This is a genomic window from Priestia sp. FW507-14D1A (assembly GCF_058781295.1).
The window spans coordinates 1,491,159-1,508,653 of the sequence record NZ_JBYSWQ010000001.1; the positions used below are offsets into that span (position 1 = coordinate 1,491,159).

The following is a 17,495-nucleotide window of genomic DNA, read 5'->3' on the forward strand; positions in this document are numbered from 1 at the left end:
GGATTTTAAAGCATAAAAACAAACAAAATAAGCTCAGTGGGGTACAATAGAAAGTGAATCACCAATCATTGTTATTTTAAGGAGGCACTATTTATGAAAGACCCTAGAATTGCGACATTAGCTAAAAATTTAATTAATTATTCTGTTCGCCTTCAAAAAGGAGAAAAAGTATTAATCGAAAACTTTGGACTTCAGCGCGAACTTGTGACAGCACTTGTAGATGAAGCGTACAAGGCGGGTGGTTATCCATTTGTACTGCTAAAAGATCATTCGGTAGACCGAGCTCTTTTAAACGGTGCACAAGAAGAGCAGTTCAATATGATGGCAGACTTTGAAGCAAATGTGATGAAAGAAATGAATGCTTATATTGGCTTGCGTTCCGGTTCAAACATTTTTGAACAATCAGATGTTCCCGCAGATAAAATGAAAATCCAAGGGAATACGATCGGTAAAAAAGTACATAGAGAAATTCGCGTTCCAAAAACAAAATGGGTTGTTCTTCGCTATCCAAACGATTCAATGGCGCAGCTTGCTAAAATGAGTACAGAAGCATTTGAAGATTTTTATTTTGATGTATGTAACTTAGACTATGGCAAAATGAGCAAAGCGATGGATGCTTTAGTTGAGCTCATGAACCGTACGGACAAAGTGCGTTTAACAGGTGAGAATACAGACTTAACGTTCTCTATTAAAGATATTCCTGCAGTGAAGTGTGCGGGGGAAATGAACATTCCGGACGGTGAAGTATACACCGCTCCTGTACGTGATTCTGTAAACGGAACAATTTCTTACAACACTCCTTCTAACTATCAAGGCTTTACGTTTGAAAATGTATCTTTAACATTTAAAAACGGTAAGATTGTTGAAGCAACCGCTAATGATACAGAACGCATCAACGGCATTTTTGATACGGATGAAGGCGCACGTTTTGTTGGCGAATTTGCGATTGGCGTAAATCCATATATTCAACATCCAATGCAAGACATTTTATTTGATGAAAAAATTGACGGAAGCTTCCACTTCACTCCTGGCGAGTGCTACGAAGATGCGTATAATGGAAACAAGTCAAATATTCACTGGGATATGGTGATGATTCAGCGTCCAGAATACGGCGGCGGTGAGATTTATTTCGATGACGTGTTAATTCGTAAAGACGGGCTATTTGTCATTGAGGAATTAAAAGCGTTAAATCCTGAAAATTTAAAATGAGCTTTGAAATAAAAAAGGCACTCTCCTGAGTGCCTTTTTTTATGATACAGTTTGCTGATATAGTTTTTCAAACTTTTGAATGTCTCCAGCACCCATAAATACTAATACAGCTTCATTATGGTCTTTTAACGATTCAATTGTTTCTTCATTAATTAATTCAGCTCCGCTGATTTTGCTTCGTAAATCTTCAATTGATAATTTACCTTGATGCTCACGAGCTGATCCAAAAATGTCACATAGATATACTTTATCAGCGTGCTGTAAGCTTGCTGCAAAGTCCTCTAAGAACGTTTGTGTACGCGTAAAAGTATGCGGTTGGAAAACAGCCACAACTTCACGGTTTGGATATTTTTGACGAGCAGCTGAAATCGTTGCATTAATTTCCGTTGGATGGTGTGCATAATCATCGATTAGCACTTGTTTGCCAACGTTCTTTTCACTGAAACGACGCTTTACACCTTGATATGTTTTAAAACGCTCTTGCAGCACAGCAACATCAATTTCTTCATAATGACAAAGTGCAATAACAGAAAGTGCATTTAAGATGTTATGGTCGCCATACCCTGGAATTTCAAATGATGCGTGGAATGTATTACGAACGAACACATCAAATGTTGTGCCTGTTGTGCTTTTTACGATATTACGTGCTTGGAAATCATTTTCTTCGCCTAATCCGTAATAAAGAACAGGTACCTTCGCTTGAATTTGCTGCAGATGTTCATCGTCACCACAGGCAATAATTCCTTTTTTGACTTGAAGTGCCATCTCTTGGAACGCGCTGAATACATCATCGATATTGGCAAAATAATCAGGGTGATCAAAATCAATATTCGTCATAATTGCATAGTCTGGCGTATAAGATAAGAAATGGCGGCGATACTCACATGCCTCAAACGCAAAATACTTGCTGTCTTTTACACCTTTGCCCGTACCGTCTCCAATTAAATATGAAGTAGGTTCAGCTCCTTGAATCACATGCGCTAACATACCCGTTGTGGATGTTTTTCCGTGTGCTCCTGTTACGGCTACACTCGTATACTGTTTCATAAAGTCACCTAAGAAACGGTGATAGCGTACAAGCTTGACTCCTTCTTTTGAAGCTGCTTCTGCAATTTCTTCATGCGTATCAGGAAAAGCATTTCCTGCGATTACAGTCATGCCGTCTTTAATATTATTTTTATCAAATGGTAAAACAGGAATTCCCTGCTGCTCTAGTGCTTTTTGCGTAAAAATTTCTTTTTCAATATCCGATCCTTGAACTTGAAAGCCCATATCGTTTAGGATTTGCGCAAGCGCACTCATTCCTGTTCCTTTAATACCTACAAAATGGTAAACTGTCATATAAAGAACCTCCAACATTCGTCTATCTGTAAGACAGTATATGACGGTTATCTAGAATTGCTCTTACAAACGTATATAAATGTCGTTTGATTGCTGATTTCACGATAACATCCGTACATTATATCACTTCTTATAACATAACTCCATGACTCCATTTCTACTCTCTTCCCTTGCGAAACGGCCTTTTATTTTGGCTTCATCACATAGTATATAGCCTGCTGTTTTAAAAACGAGCGCCATGTCATTGCATTTTTTTTGTCATTATATTGCGTTACTAACTGTTCAATGCGTTGTTTATGTCCTAAAAAGAAAGAGTCAATTAACACGTCATATCCGATTGATTTTATTTTTCGAATCCAAATTACTTGTTGTTCCTCTAAATTTGCAAATCTTCCTCTTACATCTTTGATGATAACCTGCTCATTTGTCAATGGGGTATATCCTTTTAAGAAAAACGAATTAGGTACTTTAGACACAATAATTGGCTCTAGTACACTCGTCAAAAAAAAGGCTCCTTGAATCAAAAACGACTCTGTTTTCTGCTTCGCCTGATCAGCTAAAAAAAGCTGCAGCAGGGTTTTCCCCTGAATGGTTACATATTCAAATGCAAACCACTGAAAAAATAATTGTTCATGGGAATCAGACAGAGGCGCCTCATGAGGCAAGTTTACTAACTCTTTAAATAAATGTGAAGCCCGCACTTTTTCTCGTATATTCGTATAGCGGTTCACAAAAAAGAAATATTGATTGTAAAAGTCGCAAATAGCATTATCAGACTGAAGCTGCTTTTGTTCACGAATTTCATTAAAGTTAATCAGTTCATGATTTTCTTCTGTCATTACTCTTCACTCGTACTCTAATTATTTTAGTTTGTCCTCTTTATACGCCTTCAGCTCATATGTTTCTGCCGGTGAGAAATGATAGCAAACTATCACATGCTAAAAAAGCAACATACACATTATCCTTACATATAGTAAATCATTTTACTAGTTCTGACAAACCTTTTCCTTTTTTTCTTGATGGATTTCTCCCAAAATCTCTACTCAAATTCTGTATAAACGAACTTAAAGCAGGAAAAAAGAGGCGACGGATACAGTGACAGAGCGTTAGCTCACACCATTCTGTATTCTGCTGATTTTGCATAGCCTCTTTTTTAACCTACATGTAGAAAAACAGCTTAAAATGTAGAAGTGGCTGTTTGACTTTCCATTTCCTGAAGCTCATTTTCAGTAATGAGCACATCTCTTGGCTTGCTTCCTCTTGCTTCTGAAATAATGCCTTGCTGCTCCATCATGTCAATGAGGCGCGCAGCGCGATTGTACCCCATTCTGAAGCGTCTTTGCAGACTGGAAGTAGAAGCGCCGCCTTGGTCTAGCACAAACTCGCATGCTTCATAGAAAAGCTCATCTTCTTCATTTGAAGCAAAGCTTTGCTGCTTTTTCAACAAATCTTCTTGATCAAATAGGTATGTTGGCTTCATTTGTTTTTTGACATGATCTACAACGCGGTCAATTTCTTCATCTGAAACAAAGTTCCCTTGAATTCGAACGCTTTTAGAAGAGCCGTTTTCAAGAAGCAGCATATCACCTTTACCTAGTAGCTTCTCTGCTCCCCCTGTGTCGATAATTGTACGTGAATCAACTTGCGAAGAAACAGAAAATGCAATACGCGTTGGCACATTCGCTTTAATTAAGCCTGTAATCACATCTACGGAAGGACGCTGCGTTGCAAGCAATAAGTGAATGCCACATGCTCTTGCCTTTTGTGCAATACGGCAAATAGCTTCCTCTACTTCCCCAGGAGATACCATCATTAAGTCGGCAAGTTCATCAATAATAATAACTAGATATGGGAGCTCCCCGCTTTTTTCATTATGTTCTTTTACACGTTCGTTGTATTTTGTAATATCACGTACGCCTGCATGTGCAAACAATTCATAACGGCGCTCCATTTCCTCTACTGCCCATTTTAAAGCTGTAGTAGCTGCTTTAGCATCCGTGATAACCGGGCTGACTAAATGCGGAATCCCGTTGTAAGGAGCTAACTCAACCATTTTAGGGTCAATTAACATAAGCTTGACTTCGTGCGGCGCAGCTTTATAAAGCAAGCTGACGATAATAGTATTAATACACACGCTTTTACCAGACCCTGTCGCTCCGGCAATCAAACCATGAGGCATTTTATTCAAGTCAGTCACAACCGGCGTTCCTGAAATGTCTAACCCTAACGCCACCGTTAAAGGAGAGTTATCTTTTCTAAAAGAAGGATGCCTCAAAATTTCACGAATTAACACCGGCTTACTTTGACGATTTGGCACTTCAATTCCAATCGTATTTTTCCCTGGAATTGGTGCTTCAATTCGGATATCACGCGCGGCTAGGCTCAGTTTAATATCATCTGTTAAATTCGTAATTTTGTTCACTTTCACACCGGGTTCAGGATGTACTTCAAATCTGGTCACGGTAGGACCTTGCGTGACGTTTACGACCTTAGCTCGAACGTTAAAGTTTTTTAATGTCATATCCAAAAGCTCACGCTGCTCATCCGCCCATTGATTATCTTCTTCAATAGCAGCTGGAGGAATGTTAAGCAAGTTCATTCCAGGAAATGCATAAGGAGAAGAAGCCTTTACATTTACAGGTTCTTCAGCTTTTAACGAAGCCTGGGGAACCGCTTCTTTGGTTTTTTCACCGTGAACTTCTTCTTGCCTACTTACTTCCGTTTTTTTTTGCAGAGCTTCTGCCTCCTGCCTTTGGTATGAACCTTGAGACGGCTGACTTTTTTCTCGAGCGCTGTTATTCATCTTTGTACGGTCTTTTTTCAGCATCATCACGTTAAAAGGCACTAATCGCTTACCGCGAGCTCGTTCAGCATTTCCTGGCTGTTCTGCAGGTACAAGAGGTTCTACAGCTGACTCTTGCTGTACTTGTTCTTGTAACTCTTGACTTTCCTGCATACTGCTCTCTTCCTCTTTTATCACCGAATTTTCAAGATCTTGGTGAACAACAGCTGATGCCGCTTCTGGTTGCCATTCGTCAGCTGCGGGCTGCGATGAATTTAAACTTTCAGAATTCAGCTCACGTTCTGCTTCCATATGAACACTGTTTGCTGGCTCTTCTAGAATGACGTCACTTTCTTTCTCAGCAGCTGGAGTTTCTTCTTTCTTTTTAGGCTTTAGTGCTTCTACTTCTTCTGCTGCTTGTAAAAACACTGCGCTTCCGTCCATCAACGTTTCTGCTTCTACTTCTTCAGTCTCATTTCCTATCTCTTGTTGGAGAGAAACTGATGATTCAGACAGGCGCGGTTCCTCTGAAATTGTAACTTCTTCAGCCGCTGTCATACCTTTCGCTAAATCCCAGTCAAGAGTTCTCTCTTGTCCCACTAACGGTTCGACCGTGTGTGATTCTTCAAAAGCTGGCACCTCTTCCTGTTCTTTTACAGCTGCTGAAGAACTTGGCTTTTCTTCAGGAAATGATAGCTTTTCTTTTTGATTTTCCTCATATTGCTTCCACTGAGCAAAACGATGAGAAGATAGTTGCATCATTTCTTCTGTTTCTTGAATCGGTGCTTCTTCGGCTATAGGCTTAGAAAGTGGTTTTTTTAACGGCTCTACAACAGCTGTATTCATCGCTCGTCGGTAAATTTCATCTTCAAACGCAGCTTTTGATAACTGTGTACTCGGAAGCTCATATTCTACTACTTCCTCACTTCCTTTTTGTACAACATTAGAAGGCCGCTTATTAAACCCATAAACAGGTGAAGGAATTTCAGTCGGACGAAACGGACGTTTTCTTACTTGCGGAACCGCTTCTTTCTTTTCAGATACCGTTTTTAACGGCTGAGATACTGACTTAGGCTGCGTTAGCGCCGACTTGCGAACAGGCTCTTGATAAAACGGAGCCGGTGCCTTTTTTGCTACAGGCCTTGGTTCATTTTTAGGCGCTGCTGCCTTTTTTGCTTCTCCCGTATCATCAATTAAAGGAAAACGAAATGTTCCTTTTGGATATTGATAAGCTACTTTTGTATGAACATCTTGCTGTTCTTCACTGTAACTCCGCTTTTGCGTTCTGGCCGAGTGTGGAACAGAAGGTTTTGGCGCTGCTTTCATCACTGGCTTTTGATGAACTGACTGCATTTGTTTCGGCTTAGGAACCTTCTTTTTAGGAATTGTTTTTTCTCTATTTAAAGGGTATTCTTCCGTTGTATTTCCATGTTCGTCTACAACGATTTCTTTCACTTCGTATCCTAGTAAATAATCCATTACTTTTCGTACAAAACCCATTTTTATCACTCTTTCTATCAGACTATCTTACTTCGTTTAGCCTCTTATACCGCAGTGCTGCGATATCTACAAAAAGCTATCCATGTATCCTTTATTTACCTTTGGCCTCAAAGTATTCTCTGAGATGGATATATATACTATCTTTTCATTTATCATTCTATCACGTATGCTTGAACTCTTACTATAAAATCTACTATTTTGCTTCCCTTATTTATACAGTAAAATTCCTCTTTACAAAAATATTTTTTCGCGTCTAGTTAGCACTCATAATTAAACACGAAAAAAGCCACTAGTATATACTAGTGGCTTTTAATTTTATCAAACCTTTTTAAGAATTGACAATTGCTTTTCAGCAACTGTAACGCTTTGAAATATACGTGTAAAAAAACATCCTGCTTTTGCCCTATAAATCAGTATGGCACTCTGCTTTTATGCTTGAAAAGGTTGACCTACTTCATATTTGTCTTCAAGTACTAAAATCCCTTTTTCTTGAGGAGCGTTCGGAAGCGCCAGCTCTTTAGCAGAGCAAATCATACCTGAAGAAGGTACACCGCGCAGCTCTGCATCTTTAATGATCATACCGCTTGGCATAACCGCTCCTACTTTTGCTACCACGACTTTTTGGCCTGCGTCTACATTTGGTGCTCCACACACAATTTGAAGTGTTTCTGTGCCAACATCTACTTTACAGATGTTCAGCTTATCTGCATTTGGATGCTTTTCTTTTTCTTGAACATATCCCACTACAAATTTAGGAGATAAATCCACTTCGAGTTTACCTTCAAAACCGCTTTCGCTAAGTACACGATTTACTTCTTCCACCATTTCTTCTGTTAATTCAAGAGAACCATTTCCCTCTACTTTTAACTTAGAAGAAGCATGAAAGATGTTATAGCCAGCTGTTGTATTTGATTTTTGATCAAAGATACGCACAACGTCACCTTTTGTTTCAAACGTGCGATTTTCAATTGCGATATCTTCTAGCTTGACGATTAACGTATCGCCGATACCTTCTTTATTATAAAAAAGATTCATAATTAGTCCCGTCCTTTACTGCGATTTTTTCCTAGAATAAAAATAGGTTCTAGCTCACCGTTTTCGTATAAAAATGAAAGAGCTGTGATGGGTACACGTCCACTTGCAAAAAAGCTCATGGTCATTTGCGCAAGAATATCATAACCCGTTTCGTTTTGGATATCAGCTAGAATCAGCACATCTTGATGAGGTACTGCTACAGCCATTGTGCCCGAAACACTAGAAGCAAAATCTTGCAAAAATGCCTCGTTAAGAATTCGGCTTGCATCGTATCCATCGTTCTGATTGACAAAATAAAAGTCATTGCCTGCTACCGTATCTTTTTTATGTGAAATCGGCAAAGAGCGAAGATTAAATTTAGCCATTTCCCGCACTGCGGATAGATCTAAATTTTCCTTGCGAATTAGTTTCTCATCTAATAGACGATATGTATTGCCTAAATCAAGCGCATAATAAATGCGTGTTTCAGCTGTATGTTCATCATAAATCAACGGCACGTCTTCATTCGATTTATCTGGAAAAGACGTTGAGCGAATAACTGGATAAATGCGCTTTTCTTTTCCCGTTACCTGCTGTTCATCGTTCATAACACGAAGAGCTTCTTTTATATAATATACCATTTCATCTAGAGCCGCTTCCTTTTTTTCTTCCCATTTTGCAATTAGCCCAGGTAAAGAAATGGTTACACCTTTTTTCGTTTCCTGATGTTCAACGCGCAGCGTATCTTTTTCACGATCAAATAAAAATGACCAATCCGCACCCGTTAATCGCTCTTCTAGTAGTTTTCTCATCTTTTGACTATTCATTTTCGCCATATTTACGCCTCCTTTTCTCATTTTTATGTATGAAGACTGATAGCTGTAGATCGCTATCAGTCTTCACTTGATTTATGCATTTAAGCCGTTAATAAACTCTTCAATTTCTTCTTTTGTTTTACGGTCTTTGCTGACAAAACGCCCTGTTTCTTCTCCGTTGCTGTAACCAACAAAGCTTGGAATTCCAAAGATGCTTAATTCTGCACAAAGGTCGATAAAGTCGTCGCGGTCGACATAGTGAAATGTATACTCGCTATGATTGGCCTCAATTTCTGGAAGCACTGGCTCGATTACTCGGCAATCCGGGCACCAGTCTGCTGAAAACATCATGATATGTTTTCCTTCTTTAATGATTTCTTTGTATTGTTCAATTGTTTGCATTTTTTCCATTTTTCTTTCCTCCACTTTTTCTTTTACTTTCGTATTTAAACGGCTAAAGCCCTATACATTATTTAATCCTTCTACATCAAAACATAGTATATGAGTTGTTGCAACTATCATACACTGATGCTTTTCTATTATAAAGGGTTACAAAGAAAATTCCTATTGAACAGCTTGATTTGTCCTAAAATCCAGCTGTCCTTTTAGCATTAAAACAACCTGATAAAACATAGCGGTCCGATCTAAATTTCCGTTGGTGAAAATACCGATTGCTCCTTCTTTTTTTCGAATATTCTTTTGGTTTGTATACACTTCCATAGCTTCGGCTAATTCTTTTTTATCATGACGAAGTATACCGGCTACCGCTTCAGGAAGCCGAATACGAGCCCCTCCACCTAAAATCGGTTCAAGGTCCTTAGAGGTAACAAGACTTCCCCAATTGCAAAGGAATAAGCCATGAGGCGTTTCCTGCACCCCTCCTTCAAGCCCAATGCCAATATCAGCACCTGTCTCTTTGACAGCAGCACGCGCGCGGTTAATCGCTCCTTCGATGGTTTCTTCGTCAGAAAAAGGCTGTGGCGACACGCCGGACTGCACGGCTACCTCTACATATGTAAAAGTATCTCCAAATACTTTTTTTACTGCATTTACTTTCGTTGGATTTTTCGTTCCGATCGCAATTTTCATTTTTTTCTCCTGTCATTATGAAACAAAGCAACCGCAAACGCAGCTGCTTTGTTCTTTTTTATCCGTTTTGCTTAATCGTATCGAGCATTGTTTGGTCTGTAGAACGTACAAGTTTGACTAGTAATTCTTTTGCGGCTGCATAGTCATCTACATGAATCATAGACGCATGAGTATGAATATAACGTGAACATACGCCGATGACTGCAGAAGGAACTCCATTATTAGAAGTATGAACGCGCCCTGCATCCGTACCTCCCGGAGAAACAAAGTATTGATAAGGGATGCTGTTTGTCTCAGCTGTATCTAAAATAAATTCTCTCATTCCCCTATGTGTGACCATCGTACGGTCAAAGATACGAAGTAATACGCCTTTTCCTAATTGTCCAAATGCATTTTTATCGCCTGATGTATCGTTAGCAGGACTAGCATCTAGTGCATAAAACAAATCCGGTTTAATCATATTCGCAGCTGATTGAGCACCGCGAAGTCCTACTTCTTCTTGAACAGTAGCTCCAGAATATAAAATATTTGGCAATTTTTCATTTTTTACTTCTTTTAATAATTCAATCGCAAGTCCGCACCCATAGCGATTATCCCATGCTTTCGCCAGTATTTTCTTTTCATTTGCCATTGGCGTAAACGGACAAATCGGTACAATTTGATCGCCAGGACGAATGCCCATTTCTGCTACTTCCTGCTTGCTATCTGCGCCCACATCAATCATCATATTTTTAATAGCCATTGGCTTGTTGCGCTGTGATTCGTCTAATAAATGGGGAGGAATAGAAGCAATTACGCCGGTGATAGGACCTTTTTTTGTAACAACATGGACGCGTTGAGCTAGCAGTACTTGACTCCACCATCCTCCTAAAGTTTGAAAACGAAGCATTCCTTTATCTGTTACAGACGTAACCATAAATCCTACTTCGTCCATATGTCCTGCTACCATTACTTTAGGACCTTTTTCTTCATTATAGCGAACGCCAAATAAACTTCCTAACCCATCTTGAATGACTTCATCTACAAGGGGTTCAATTTGCGAGCGCATAAATGAACGTACTTGATGTTCGTTTCCAGCGGCACCTGGTAACTCCGTTAATGTTTTAAATAGAGATAGCGTTTCATTGTTCATATATACTCTCCTTTATGTATCATTTTCTTTATTGTATCGAAAACCGGAAATAGTTGCTAGTTAAGTCCTTCTCTTCTATGACTCAACTTAACAAAGCATTCGACAATTTGATATAATGATGAAAACATATCCTTAAAAAGCAGGTGAATAACGTGAAATGGACTCAACTAATAGCAGGAGCTGCAGTCGGATTTGCAAGCGCTTATATTATTCAAAAAAGAAAGTCGTCAATTTCCTCATCGGAAGCCCTTACGATTGTTAAAAGCGCTTTTAAACAAAATGGGGCAATTGACGGCTCATGGATTGAAACAACGACTAAAGTCATTCAAAAACATGGTCTCTCTTTTTATGGTTATACGGGTGGAATTATCAGAACACGTGATGCAAAACAGGAACATTACGAGTTTTTCATTGATAAAAAAAGCGGTTCTATTATTGAATTGACGCTGAATCCATCCGTTTAATTTCGTCAACGATTTCTCCTTTATTATCCCATTTTACAGCTCGATAAAAAGCATCATGATAAAAACTTAGCCAAGCTTGATTCTCATAGGCATAAGCTAGCCACTGCTGCTTTTGTTCAATCGAAGTCATTGGATAATCATCATAGGCCATTACCCATAAGACATTTTGATGTGCATGTGTTGGCAAAAGATCGCCCATATGCACTAAGATGTCATTGTTTCCTTTTAATACAACTACAGCATGACCATCGCTGTGACCGCCGGTATGATGAATCGTTACTCCAGGCACAATTTCATCTTTGTCGCTAAATGTGATTACTTGATGCTGAATAAATTCCCAATTTTGTTTCCAATACGTATTTTTAGAACGTATATTAGGATTTCTCATTTCATTCCACTCGATTTCACTAACAAAAATTCTTGCATTTGGAAAAGCAGAGGAAAAATGTCCGTTGCTGCATTTTGTTAAGCCTGACACATGATCAAAGTGAAGATGCGTCATAATGACATGAGTAATATCTTCGCACGTGAACCCTAACTTTTGTAAATCTTCAGCAATAAATGATTCTTCTGTTACACCAAAATGACGCTTTTTTTTCTCATCCAACATACCATTCCCTATGCCTGCATCGATTAACATGAGGTGTTTTTCAGTTTGAACGAGCAAAGGATCAGTCCTCATTGGAATTCGATTTCCTTCTGAGATAGGATACTTTTTTGTCCAAAGCTCTTTTGGAACAACACCAAACATTGCTCCTCCGTCTAAATGATTATTCCCTCCACGAAGCCATGTCACTTTTAATTCGCCTATTGTTAACGTTTCCATTTTACACCTCCATTATATTCCTTTTTATTTTATCACTATCTCTTTCTCTTTTTGAACAAAAAAAGACTGAGGAACTCAGTCTTTTTCGTTCAGGTATTTTACTTCACAGCGGTAAATGCGGCTGCCTTTTTGTGAAAATTTCTCTTCATATTCCGTCATAACATTGCCTTCAAAATCGCTTTTATGCAAATCTAAGCTAATGTATTTGAGAAGAAGCCCATATTCTGAAAAGCTTGTCAATGAATATTCAAATAGCCCTTGATTATCTGTTTTAAAGTGAATTTCCCCACCGTCAACCAGCAGGTTTTCATACATGCTTAAGAACGTTTTGTATGTTAAACGGCGTTTGGCATGTCTCTTTTTTGGCCATGGATCAGAGAAATTGAGATAAACGCGATCCACGTCATTTTTTGCAAAAAACTCACTAAGATGGTTAGCATCTACATTCAACAGTTTTAAATTTGGAAGCTCTTCTTCAATCAAACGTTCTAGAGCACTTAAGATGACACTTTCATACATTTCAATTCCAATATAGTTGATATGCGGATTTTGTTTAGCCATCCCTACTAAAAATTGGCCTTTTCCTGTTCCTACTTCAATGTGAAGAGGATTTCCGTTTCCAAAAACCTCTTTCCAGTTCCCTTTATGCTCTGCTGGGTTTGGAACCACGTATTGGGGATTTTCAGCAATTTTATCTTTTGCCCAAGGTTTGTTTCGTAATCTCATGTTGCACCTCTTTAATGTATTTTAACGCATTGAAAATGTCGGTTATTCGAAACAACCGACATTCTCATGCATAATTGTGTTTAGATAGAAAAAAATAAGAGCATCATACGAGAAAGGATGATGCTTAATGCCTTTAAATGCCGAACACCAAATGAATATATTAAAAGATATTTTATCTAATCATCAAAGTGATTGCTGCGGAACGGTTGCGGAATGTGAACAGGTTGAACGTTTAATTCAATCAATGTTAGCAAAAGGATACGCTAGCACAGACGTACAAGCAACACTACAAAACGTGTATAAATACACGCAAGATGCAAAAAGTGCTGCTCATTTAGACGAACATATTCAAACCAATCAACAAAATTTATCACAATGGGTCCAAGAACTATCTACCTTGTCATAATCTTTGCTACTGTGCTTGAATGTCGTTGATGAGCAACATCCGAAGATATTCAAGCCAGTAATTCATTTCAGAATGTTCATTTTTCGAACGATGCCATTCAATGAATAAAATGGTTTGACTTATCACATACCACTTCATTCTCTTTTTCAAGTTCTCGGTTAGTTCAACCCCATAATGCTCAAGCCATTCTTCCCACTGAGATGGATTGATGTACCAATAAAGCAGTAAACCTAAATCAATAGCAGGATCTGCAATCATCGCTCCGTCCCAGTCGATTAAATATAGCTGCGTATTCTCTCCAAGCATCCAGTTATTGTGGTTCACATCACAGTGACACACAACATATTTATCTGTCTGAACGGACGGAAGCTCTGCTTGTAAATAACTGATTCCCTGCTCTACAATACTTTCTTTTTGAAGTCGCTCGTCCACATTCTCTACAATATCGGCTAGCACGTCTTCGGGAAGAAGCGGTGTTTTCCCCAACCTTTTCAACATATCTAATAACTCGTTTGAATGATGAATTTTACTAAGCAATTCTGTCACTCGACTCGAATTCATATCTTTTGGTTTTAATTCTCGACCATCTAGCCAGTGCTGAGCTGTGATCACATCTCCATTTTCCATTCGTCTTGTCCACACGAGCTTCGGTACAATTCCTTCAGCTGACAATACTGCTAAAAAAGGTGATGAATTACGCTTTAAAAAAAGCTTTCGGTCTTGAAATTTTGCAAAATAAGCTTCTCCTGTCGCTCCGCCAGCAGGAGTAATTTCCCATTCGCTTCCTAATATATCTTCCAACCAATTCACCTTCAATTTCAACACACACATTTCGTTTAAAAATTTCACTCAATAAAGCAATCTATTAAGACATCATGACGTTATTTTCTTAGTAAATAAAAAAGACGGCTATTGAGGATATGTATCAATAGCCATCCTTTATAAATATTATCTCCATCACACTTTTTTCGTCAAGTGGTTGAAGACAATAATTACGTTTGAAATAAAATAAGAACGCTAAGCTTTGAAACGTTTATAGCATTATTCTCTATAGTAGGATACCCATTTTTATATACTTTACAATGATCAAGTGCTATTTTCCATGGTCCTTCTGGCAAAACTACTTTTTCTTCCATTAGGCCTTGATTAAAAAACACGATAATATTCTTCCACGGACCGTAAGCCAATACGTTTGATAAGCAATAGCCAATAACAGGCTGCGGCGTGTTTAGGAAAGAGACATGCTGCCTAATCGCTGAAGCATCTCCCAAGCGAAATGCACCGTGCTGTTTGCGAATACGAATCAGCTCTTGAACCCAATTCACATCAGGAGAAAATTTGATCCGTCGATTCCAATCAAGTGCATTAATATCATCGGGTGAATTGTAGCTGTTCTCTACGCCTTGTTTAGTGCGGTAAAACTCTTGACCACTATGAAGAAACGGTATGCCTTGCGAAAGAAGTACAATAGCAGTAGCAAGACGGTGACGACTTCTACGAGTGTCTTCGTCTTCGTCTCCGTTTGAATTCATTAACTTATCCCACAGCGTATGATTATCATGTGATTCAACGTAATTAACTGATTGTGCTGGATTTATAAATAAAGCCCGGCTGTCTTCTTTATCCAGAATGCTCCCCGCTATCACGGATTGCACGGTCTCTTTTTGATGAATATTTCCGCTGATAAAACCTTTTTCATACACATCAAACGTGCTTCCTTTTACAGAATCTCGAAAGCGATCATTAAAATAGCCGATTTGAGGCGTTTGGCGGGCATTCGCCATAATTGCTTTTTGATTGTAGGGGAGAGGAGTATTTAAATCCCAGCCTTCGCCAAACACCAAAATAGTAGAATCAATTTCATTTATTTTTTCACGAATGATGTTCATCGTTTCTATATCTAAAATCCCCATGAGGTCAAAGCGAAACCCATCAACGTCGTACTCTTTTATCCAAAATAATACTGAATCGATAATAAACTTTTGCGCCATTTTCCGTTCAGAAGCAAAATCATTTCCTACTCCCGTCCCGTTCGAAGGCATCCCAAACTCATCATGTCGAAAATAATAGCCCGGAACAATTTTTTCAAAAGGTGATTCTTCTCGTACAAATACGTGATTATAAACTACATCTATAATAACACGGAATCCCTGTTGATGAAGTGTTGATATTAATTGTTTCACTTCAGCAATACGAGTGGCGGGATTTGAAGGGTCAGCGGAGTAGCTTCCTTCTGGTACATTAAACAACAATGGATTATACCCCCAATTATAAGAAGCATGAGGATTTAATTCATCTACTCCGCCAAAGTCGTTAATAGGAAGAAATTCAAGGTGGGTCACTCCTAGCTCTTTTAAATAATGAAGACCTGTTGTTTTGCCTGGCTGCCCGCTTGATTCAGTAACAGCTTGGTACGTACCCTTGTTTTCTATCCCGCTTGAAGGATGAATTGAAAAGTCTCGAACGTGCATTTCGTAAATAACGGCATCCGTTGGCTGAAGGAAAGGCGGCTTTTCATGGAGATGAACATAGGCTGTATGAAGGTTTATCAGAACTCCGTATTCACTATTTGCTGTAGCTGCAACGGCATAAGGATCCACCGCTTCATTTGTCCGGCCGTTTACATCTATTAAAAATCGATAATAATACCCTTCTTTATCCAAAGGAAGTTCCTTTTCCCATACGCCTTTTCTTTGACGAGCCATAACGTACAGTTCTTCTTTCCCGCTGTTTGCATGTATTAATTTTAAAACCACTGCTGATGCAGTCGGGGCCCAAATTTTTATCATAATATGATCTGAATAAAATGCTGCACCCAAATCATTTTGATTATAATAAAATCTCTCATCAAACTCTTTGGTTCGTATAACAGCCCCTACCTGCAGCGGAACTTTCTCCCCGTAATTATCACAGATAATGTACGACTGTCCAATTTCTATGCTACCTTCAACCTTGCCTTCATATTTGATAAAACCTTCTAATTCATGTACGTTTTCAATAGAGATGGTCTCATGTATTTGTGTACTTTTAATCACAAAAAAATCAATTTGACCTTCATGATAAGAAGTTGGAACTAAAAGAGTAATACGATCTATTTGATCTAAATAAGCCTGAAACTTATTATCACCAGTCATCCTTTTCTCCTCCTTATGCCAATTACCTCTTTAGTAGCATTATATGTAGCAAACGCAAAAACGAAAGCACTTTCATAGCGTGAATGTTCGTATTATTCACTTGCTTCGAATTCCCGGTCAAAATAAATACTCTGGCTGTGTTCGAGCAATACTTGAGCTGCTTTCATCTGCTTAAACTTTAAAGGTGCTTTAGATTTCCTAAGTTTATAAAACCATTCTTCATACTTTCTAGCATCTACAAATTCAACCAGATAAGGCTCCGCAGCGTAATCAATGTATCCATTTCTGCTCAGTAATATTTTCTTTACGTTATGTTCAATATCGTGAGTACGATAGATGCTTCGGACAATTTGCTCCGTTCGATTTAACCCAATTAAAGGATTTAATATCTTTTTTTGATCTCTTCCTCTTAACTCTGTCCAAAAATTTTCTTTTGAATACTGAAAAACAGCACTTTTATATGTTTCTATTAAACAAATACAGAGGGTTTCTGTTGGAGTAACAATAATGATATCTCCTTCTACCGGAGCTTTATTAATCAGGAAAACAGGCTTGTACATCACGAGACACGTATCAGGAAAGCGCTGAATAAAATAACGGAGAGCTTCATCATGGTAATATTTACGATCTGCTTGTGAGAACTCAAATAAAGTGGATGTAGCCCATTTCATTTGAAGATCAAATACATTTTCTAAAAACAATATTTTCAAGTCTTCCGCTGTTTGTGGAAGAGTTGTAAACCTCAATAGCTCTTGATTTTCCACGCTATCGCTAGGGAATGATTCTTCCACTTCACACGTTTCTTTTTTTCTTGTAAACCGCTCTTTTGCTTTTTGCAAAAATGAACGTTGAGCTTTCGTTTCTTCTTGTACAGGCGGCTCATGTAATAGCCCTTCTTCAAATAATTGCTTTGCTTTCTTCCAATTATGCTTTTTTAAGTGATTAAACTGAGACGTGTAGTGATAAACGTCTTTTTCATAACGGGAAATATAATCTTGCACCTTAAGTAGCTGCGCCACGTTTACATCAATCCCCTAATTAAAATTCCTCTAAAACT

Annotated in this window: 16 protein-coding genes; 3 read left to right on the plus strand and 13 right to left on the minus strand. The window is 38.5% G+C overall.

Annotation, left to right across the window (positions count from 1 at the left end):
- Positions 1-93 precede the first annotated feature (93 nt).
- Positions 94-1,209 carry an aminopeptidase gene (locus AC3WJG_RS08135; RefSeq protein WP_013085232.1) on the plus strand — a complete coding sequence of 372 codons (1,116 nt, stop codon included), beginning with the start codon at positions 94-96 and terminating at the stop codon, positions 1,207-1,209.
- 39 nt (positions 1,210-1,248) lie between these two features.
- Here the strand turns inward: AC3WJG_RS08135 and murC are convergent, their stop codons facing one another.
- From murC to AC3WJG_RS08175, 8 genes are all read right to left on the minus strand, one after another.
- The gene (murC, locus tag AC3WJG_RS08140; RefSeq protein WP_013059499.1) at positions 1,249-2,550 is read right to left on the minus strand and encodes a UDP-N-acetylmuramate--L-alanine ligase; all 1,302 of its coding nucleotides are present in this window, start codon (positions 2,548-2,550) and stop codon (positions 1,249-1,251) included.
- Positions 2,551-2,735: 185 nt separating this feature from the next.
- Positions 2,736-3,389, minus strand: coding sequence for a hypothetical protein (locus tag AC3WJG_RS08145; protein WP_013059500.1), 654 nt, complete (start codon positions 3,387-3,389; stop codon positions 2,736-2,738).
- A gap of 338 nt (positions 3,390-3,727) precedes the next feature.
- Entirely contained in the window at positions 3,728-6,832 is a 3,105-nt protein-coding gene (locus AC3WJG_RS08150; protein ID WP_337133901.1) for a DNA translocase FtsK, read from the minus strand.
- 429 nt (positions 6,833-7,261) lie between these two features.
- Positions 7,262-7,867 (minus strand): YtpR family tRNA-binding protein, encoded by a 606-nt coding sequence (gene ytpR / locus AC3WJG_RS08155; protein WP_013085234.1) that lies wholly within the window; start codon positions 7,865-7,867, stop codon positions 7,262-7,264.
- A 2-nt stretch (positions 7,868-7,869) separates the two neighbouring features.
- Entirely contained in the window at positions 7,870-8,682 is an 813-nt protein-coding gene (locus AC3WJG_RS08160) for a DUF1444 domain-containing protein (protein ID WP_014457994.1), read from the minus strand.
- Positions 8,683-8,754: 72 nt separating this feature from the next.
- Positions 8,755-9,072 carry a thioredoxin family protein gene (locus tag AC3WJG_RS08165; RefSeq protein WP_013059504.1) on the minus strand — a complete coding sequence of 106 codons (318 nt, stop codon included), beginning with the start codon at positions 9,070-9,072 and terminating at the stop codon, positions 8,755-8,757.
- Between the two features lie 153 nt (positions 9,073-9,225).
- On the minus strand, positions 9,226-9,750 hold the full coding sequence (locus AC3WJG_RS08170; RefSeq protein WP_098249347.1) for a DUF84 family protein: 525 nt from the start codon (positions 9,748-9,750) through the stop codon (positions 9,226-9,228).
- A 58-nt stretch (positions 9,751-9,808) separates the two neighbouring features.
- Positions 9,809-10,882 carry a M42 family metallopeptidase gene (locus tag AC3WJG_RS08175; protein WP_214987566.1) on the minus strand — a complete coding sequence of 358 codons (1,074 nt, stop codon included), beginning with the start codon at positions 10,880-10,882 and terminating at the stop codon, positions 9,809-9,811.
- Positions 10,883-11,034: 152 nt separating this feature from the next.
- Here AC3WJG_RS08175 and AC3WJG_RS08180 point away from each other — a divergent pair, with 152 nt between their 5' ends.
- Positions 11,035-11,346: a PepSY domain-containing protein gene (locus AC3WJG_RS08180; RefSeq protein WP_028410492.1), complete on the plus strand. Its 312-nt coding sequence runs from the start codon at positions 11,035-11,037 to the stop codon at positions 11,344-11,346.
- Here the strand turns inward: AC3WJG_RS08180 and AC3WJG_RS08185 are convergent.
- Positions 11,315-12,172 (minus strand): YtnP family quorum-quenching lactonase, encoded by an 858-nt coding sequence (locus AC3WJG_RS08185; protein WP_028410491.1) that lies wholly within the window; start codon positions 12,170-12,172, stop codon positions 11,315-11,317. The genes AC3WJG_RS08180 and AC3WJG_RS08185 overlap by 32 nt on opposite strands.
- Before the next feature lie 75 nt (positions 12,173-12,247).
- Positions 12,248-12,898 carry a tRNA (guanosine(46)-N7)-methyltransferase TrmB gene (gene trmB, locus AC3WJG_RS08190; protein WP_060747102.1) on the minus strand — a complete coding sequence of 217 codons (651 nt, stop codon included), beginning with the start codon at positions 12,896-12,898 and terminating at the stop codon, positions 12,248-12,250.
- 127 nt (positions 12,899-13,025) lie between these two features.
- On the opposite strand from trmB, the gene AC3WJG_RS08195 reads away from it, so the two are divergent.
- A complete protein-coding gene (locus tag AC3WJG_RS08195; RefSeq protein ID WP_013059510.1) occupies positions 13,026-13,304 on the plus strand; it encodes a YtzH-like family protein in 279 nt (92 codons plus the stop codon).
- 6 nt (positions 13,305-13,310) lie between these two features.
- Here AC3WJG_RS08195 and AC3WJG_RS08200 read toward each other — a convergent pair whose 3' ends face one another.
- The 3 genes from AC3WJG_RS08200 to AC3WJG_RS08210 form a co-directional block, all read right to left on the minus strand.
- On the minus strand, positions 13,311-14,105 hold the full coding sequence (locus AC3WJG_RS08200; protein WP_337133900.1) for a phosphotransferase: 795 nt from the start codon (positions 14,103-14,105) through the stop codon (positions 13,311-13,313).
- 191 nt (positions 14,106-14,296) lie between these two features.
- Positions 14,297-16,438 (minus strand): type I pullulanase, encoded by a 2,142-nt coding sequence (pulA, locus tag AC3WJG_RS08205; RefSeq protein WP_337133899.1) that lies wholly within the window; start codon positions 16,436-16,438, stop codon positions 14,297-14,299.
- A gap of 92 nt (positions 16,439-16,530) precedes the next feature.
- Complete coding sequence (locus tag AC3WJG_RS08210) at positions 16,531-17,457, minus strand: hypothetical protein (protein WP_337133898.1); 927 nt, start codon at positions 17,455-17,457, stop codon at positions 16,531-16,533.
- Positions 17,458-17,495 lie beyond the last annotated feature (38 nt).

Bases quoted from the DNA above. Each gene is read 5' to 3' on its own strand.
- AC3WJG_RS08195 (WP_013059510.1), top strand. From the start codon at position 13,026: ATGCCTTTAAATGCCGAACACCAAATGAATATATTAAAAGATATTTTA.
- AC3WJG_RS08135 (WP_013085232.1), top strand. From the start codon at position 94: ATGAAAGACCCTAGAATTGCGACATTAGCTAAAAATTTAATTAATTAT.
- AC3WJG_RS08150 (WP_337133901.1), bottom strand. From the start codon at position 6,832: ATGGGTTTTGTACGAAAAGTAATGGATTATTTACTAGGATACGAAGTG.
- AC3WJG_RS08160 (WP_014457994.1), bottom strand. From the start codon at position 8,682: ATGGCGAAAATGAATAGTCAAAAGATGAGAAAACTACTAGAAGAGCGA.
- AC3WJG_RS08145 (WP_013059500.1), bottom strand. From the start codon at position 3,389: ATGACAGAAGAAAATCATGAACTGATTAACTTTAATGAAATTCGTGAA.
- AC3WJG_RS08185 (WP_028410491.1), bottom strand. From the start codon at position 12,172: ATGGAAACGTTAACAATAGGCGAATTAAAAGTGACATGGCTTCGTGGA.
- AC3WJG_RS08175 (WP_214987566.1), bottom strand. From the start codon at position 10,882: ATGAACAATGAAACGCTATCTCTATTTAAAACATTAACGGAGTTACCA.
- ytpR (WP_013085234.1), bottom strand. From the start codon at position 7,867: ATGAATCTTTTTTATAATAAAGAAGGTATCGGCGATACGTTAATCGTC.
- trmB (WP_060747102.1), bottom strand. From the start codon at position 12,898: ATGAGATTACGAAACAAACCTTGGGCAAAAGATAAAATTGCTGAAAAT.
- AC3WJG_RS08170 (WP_098249347.1), bottom strand. From the start codon at position 9,750: ATGAAAATTGCGATCGGAACGAAAAATCCAACGAAAGTAAATGCAGTA.
- AC3WJG_RS08165 (WP_013059504.1), bottom strand. From the start codon at position 9,072: ATGGAAAAAATGCAAACAATTGAACAATACAAAGAAATCATTAAAGAA.
- murC (WP_013059499.1), bottom strand. From the start codon at position 2,550: ATGACAGTTTACCATTTTGTAGGTATTAAAGGAACAGGAATGAGTGCG.
- pulA (WP_337133899.1), bottom strand. From the start codon at position 16,438: ATGACTGGTGATAATAAGTTTCAGGCTTATTTAGATCAAATAGATCGT.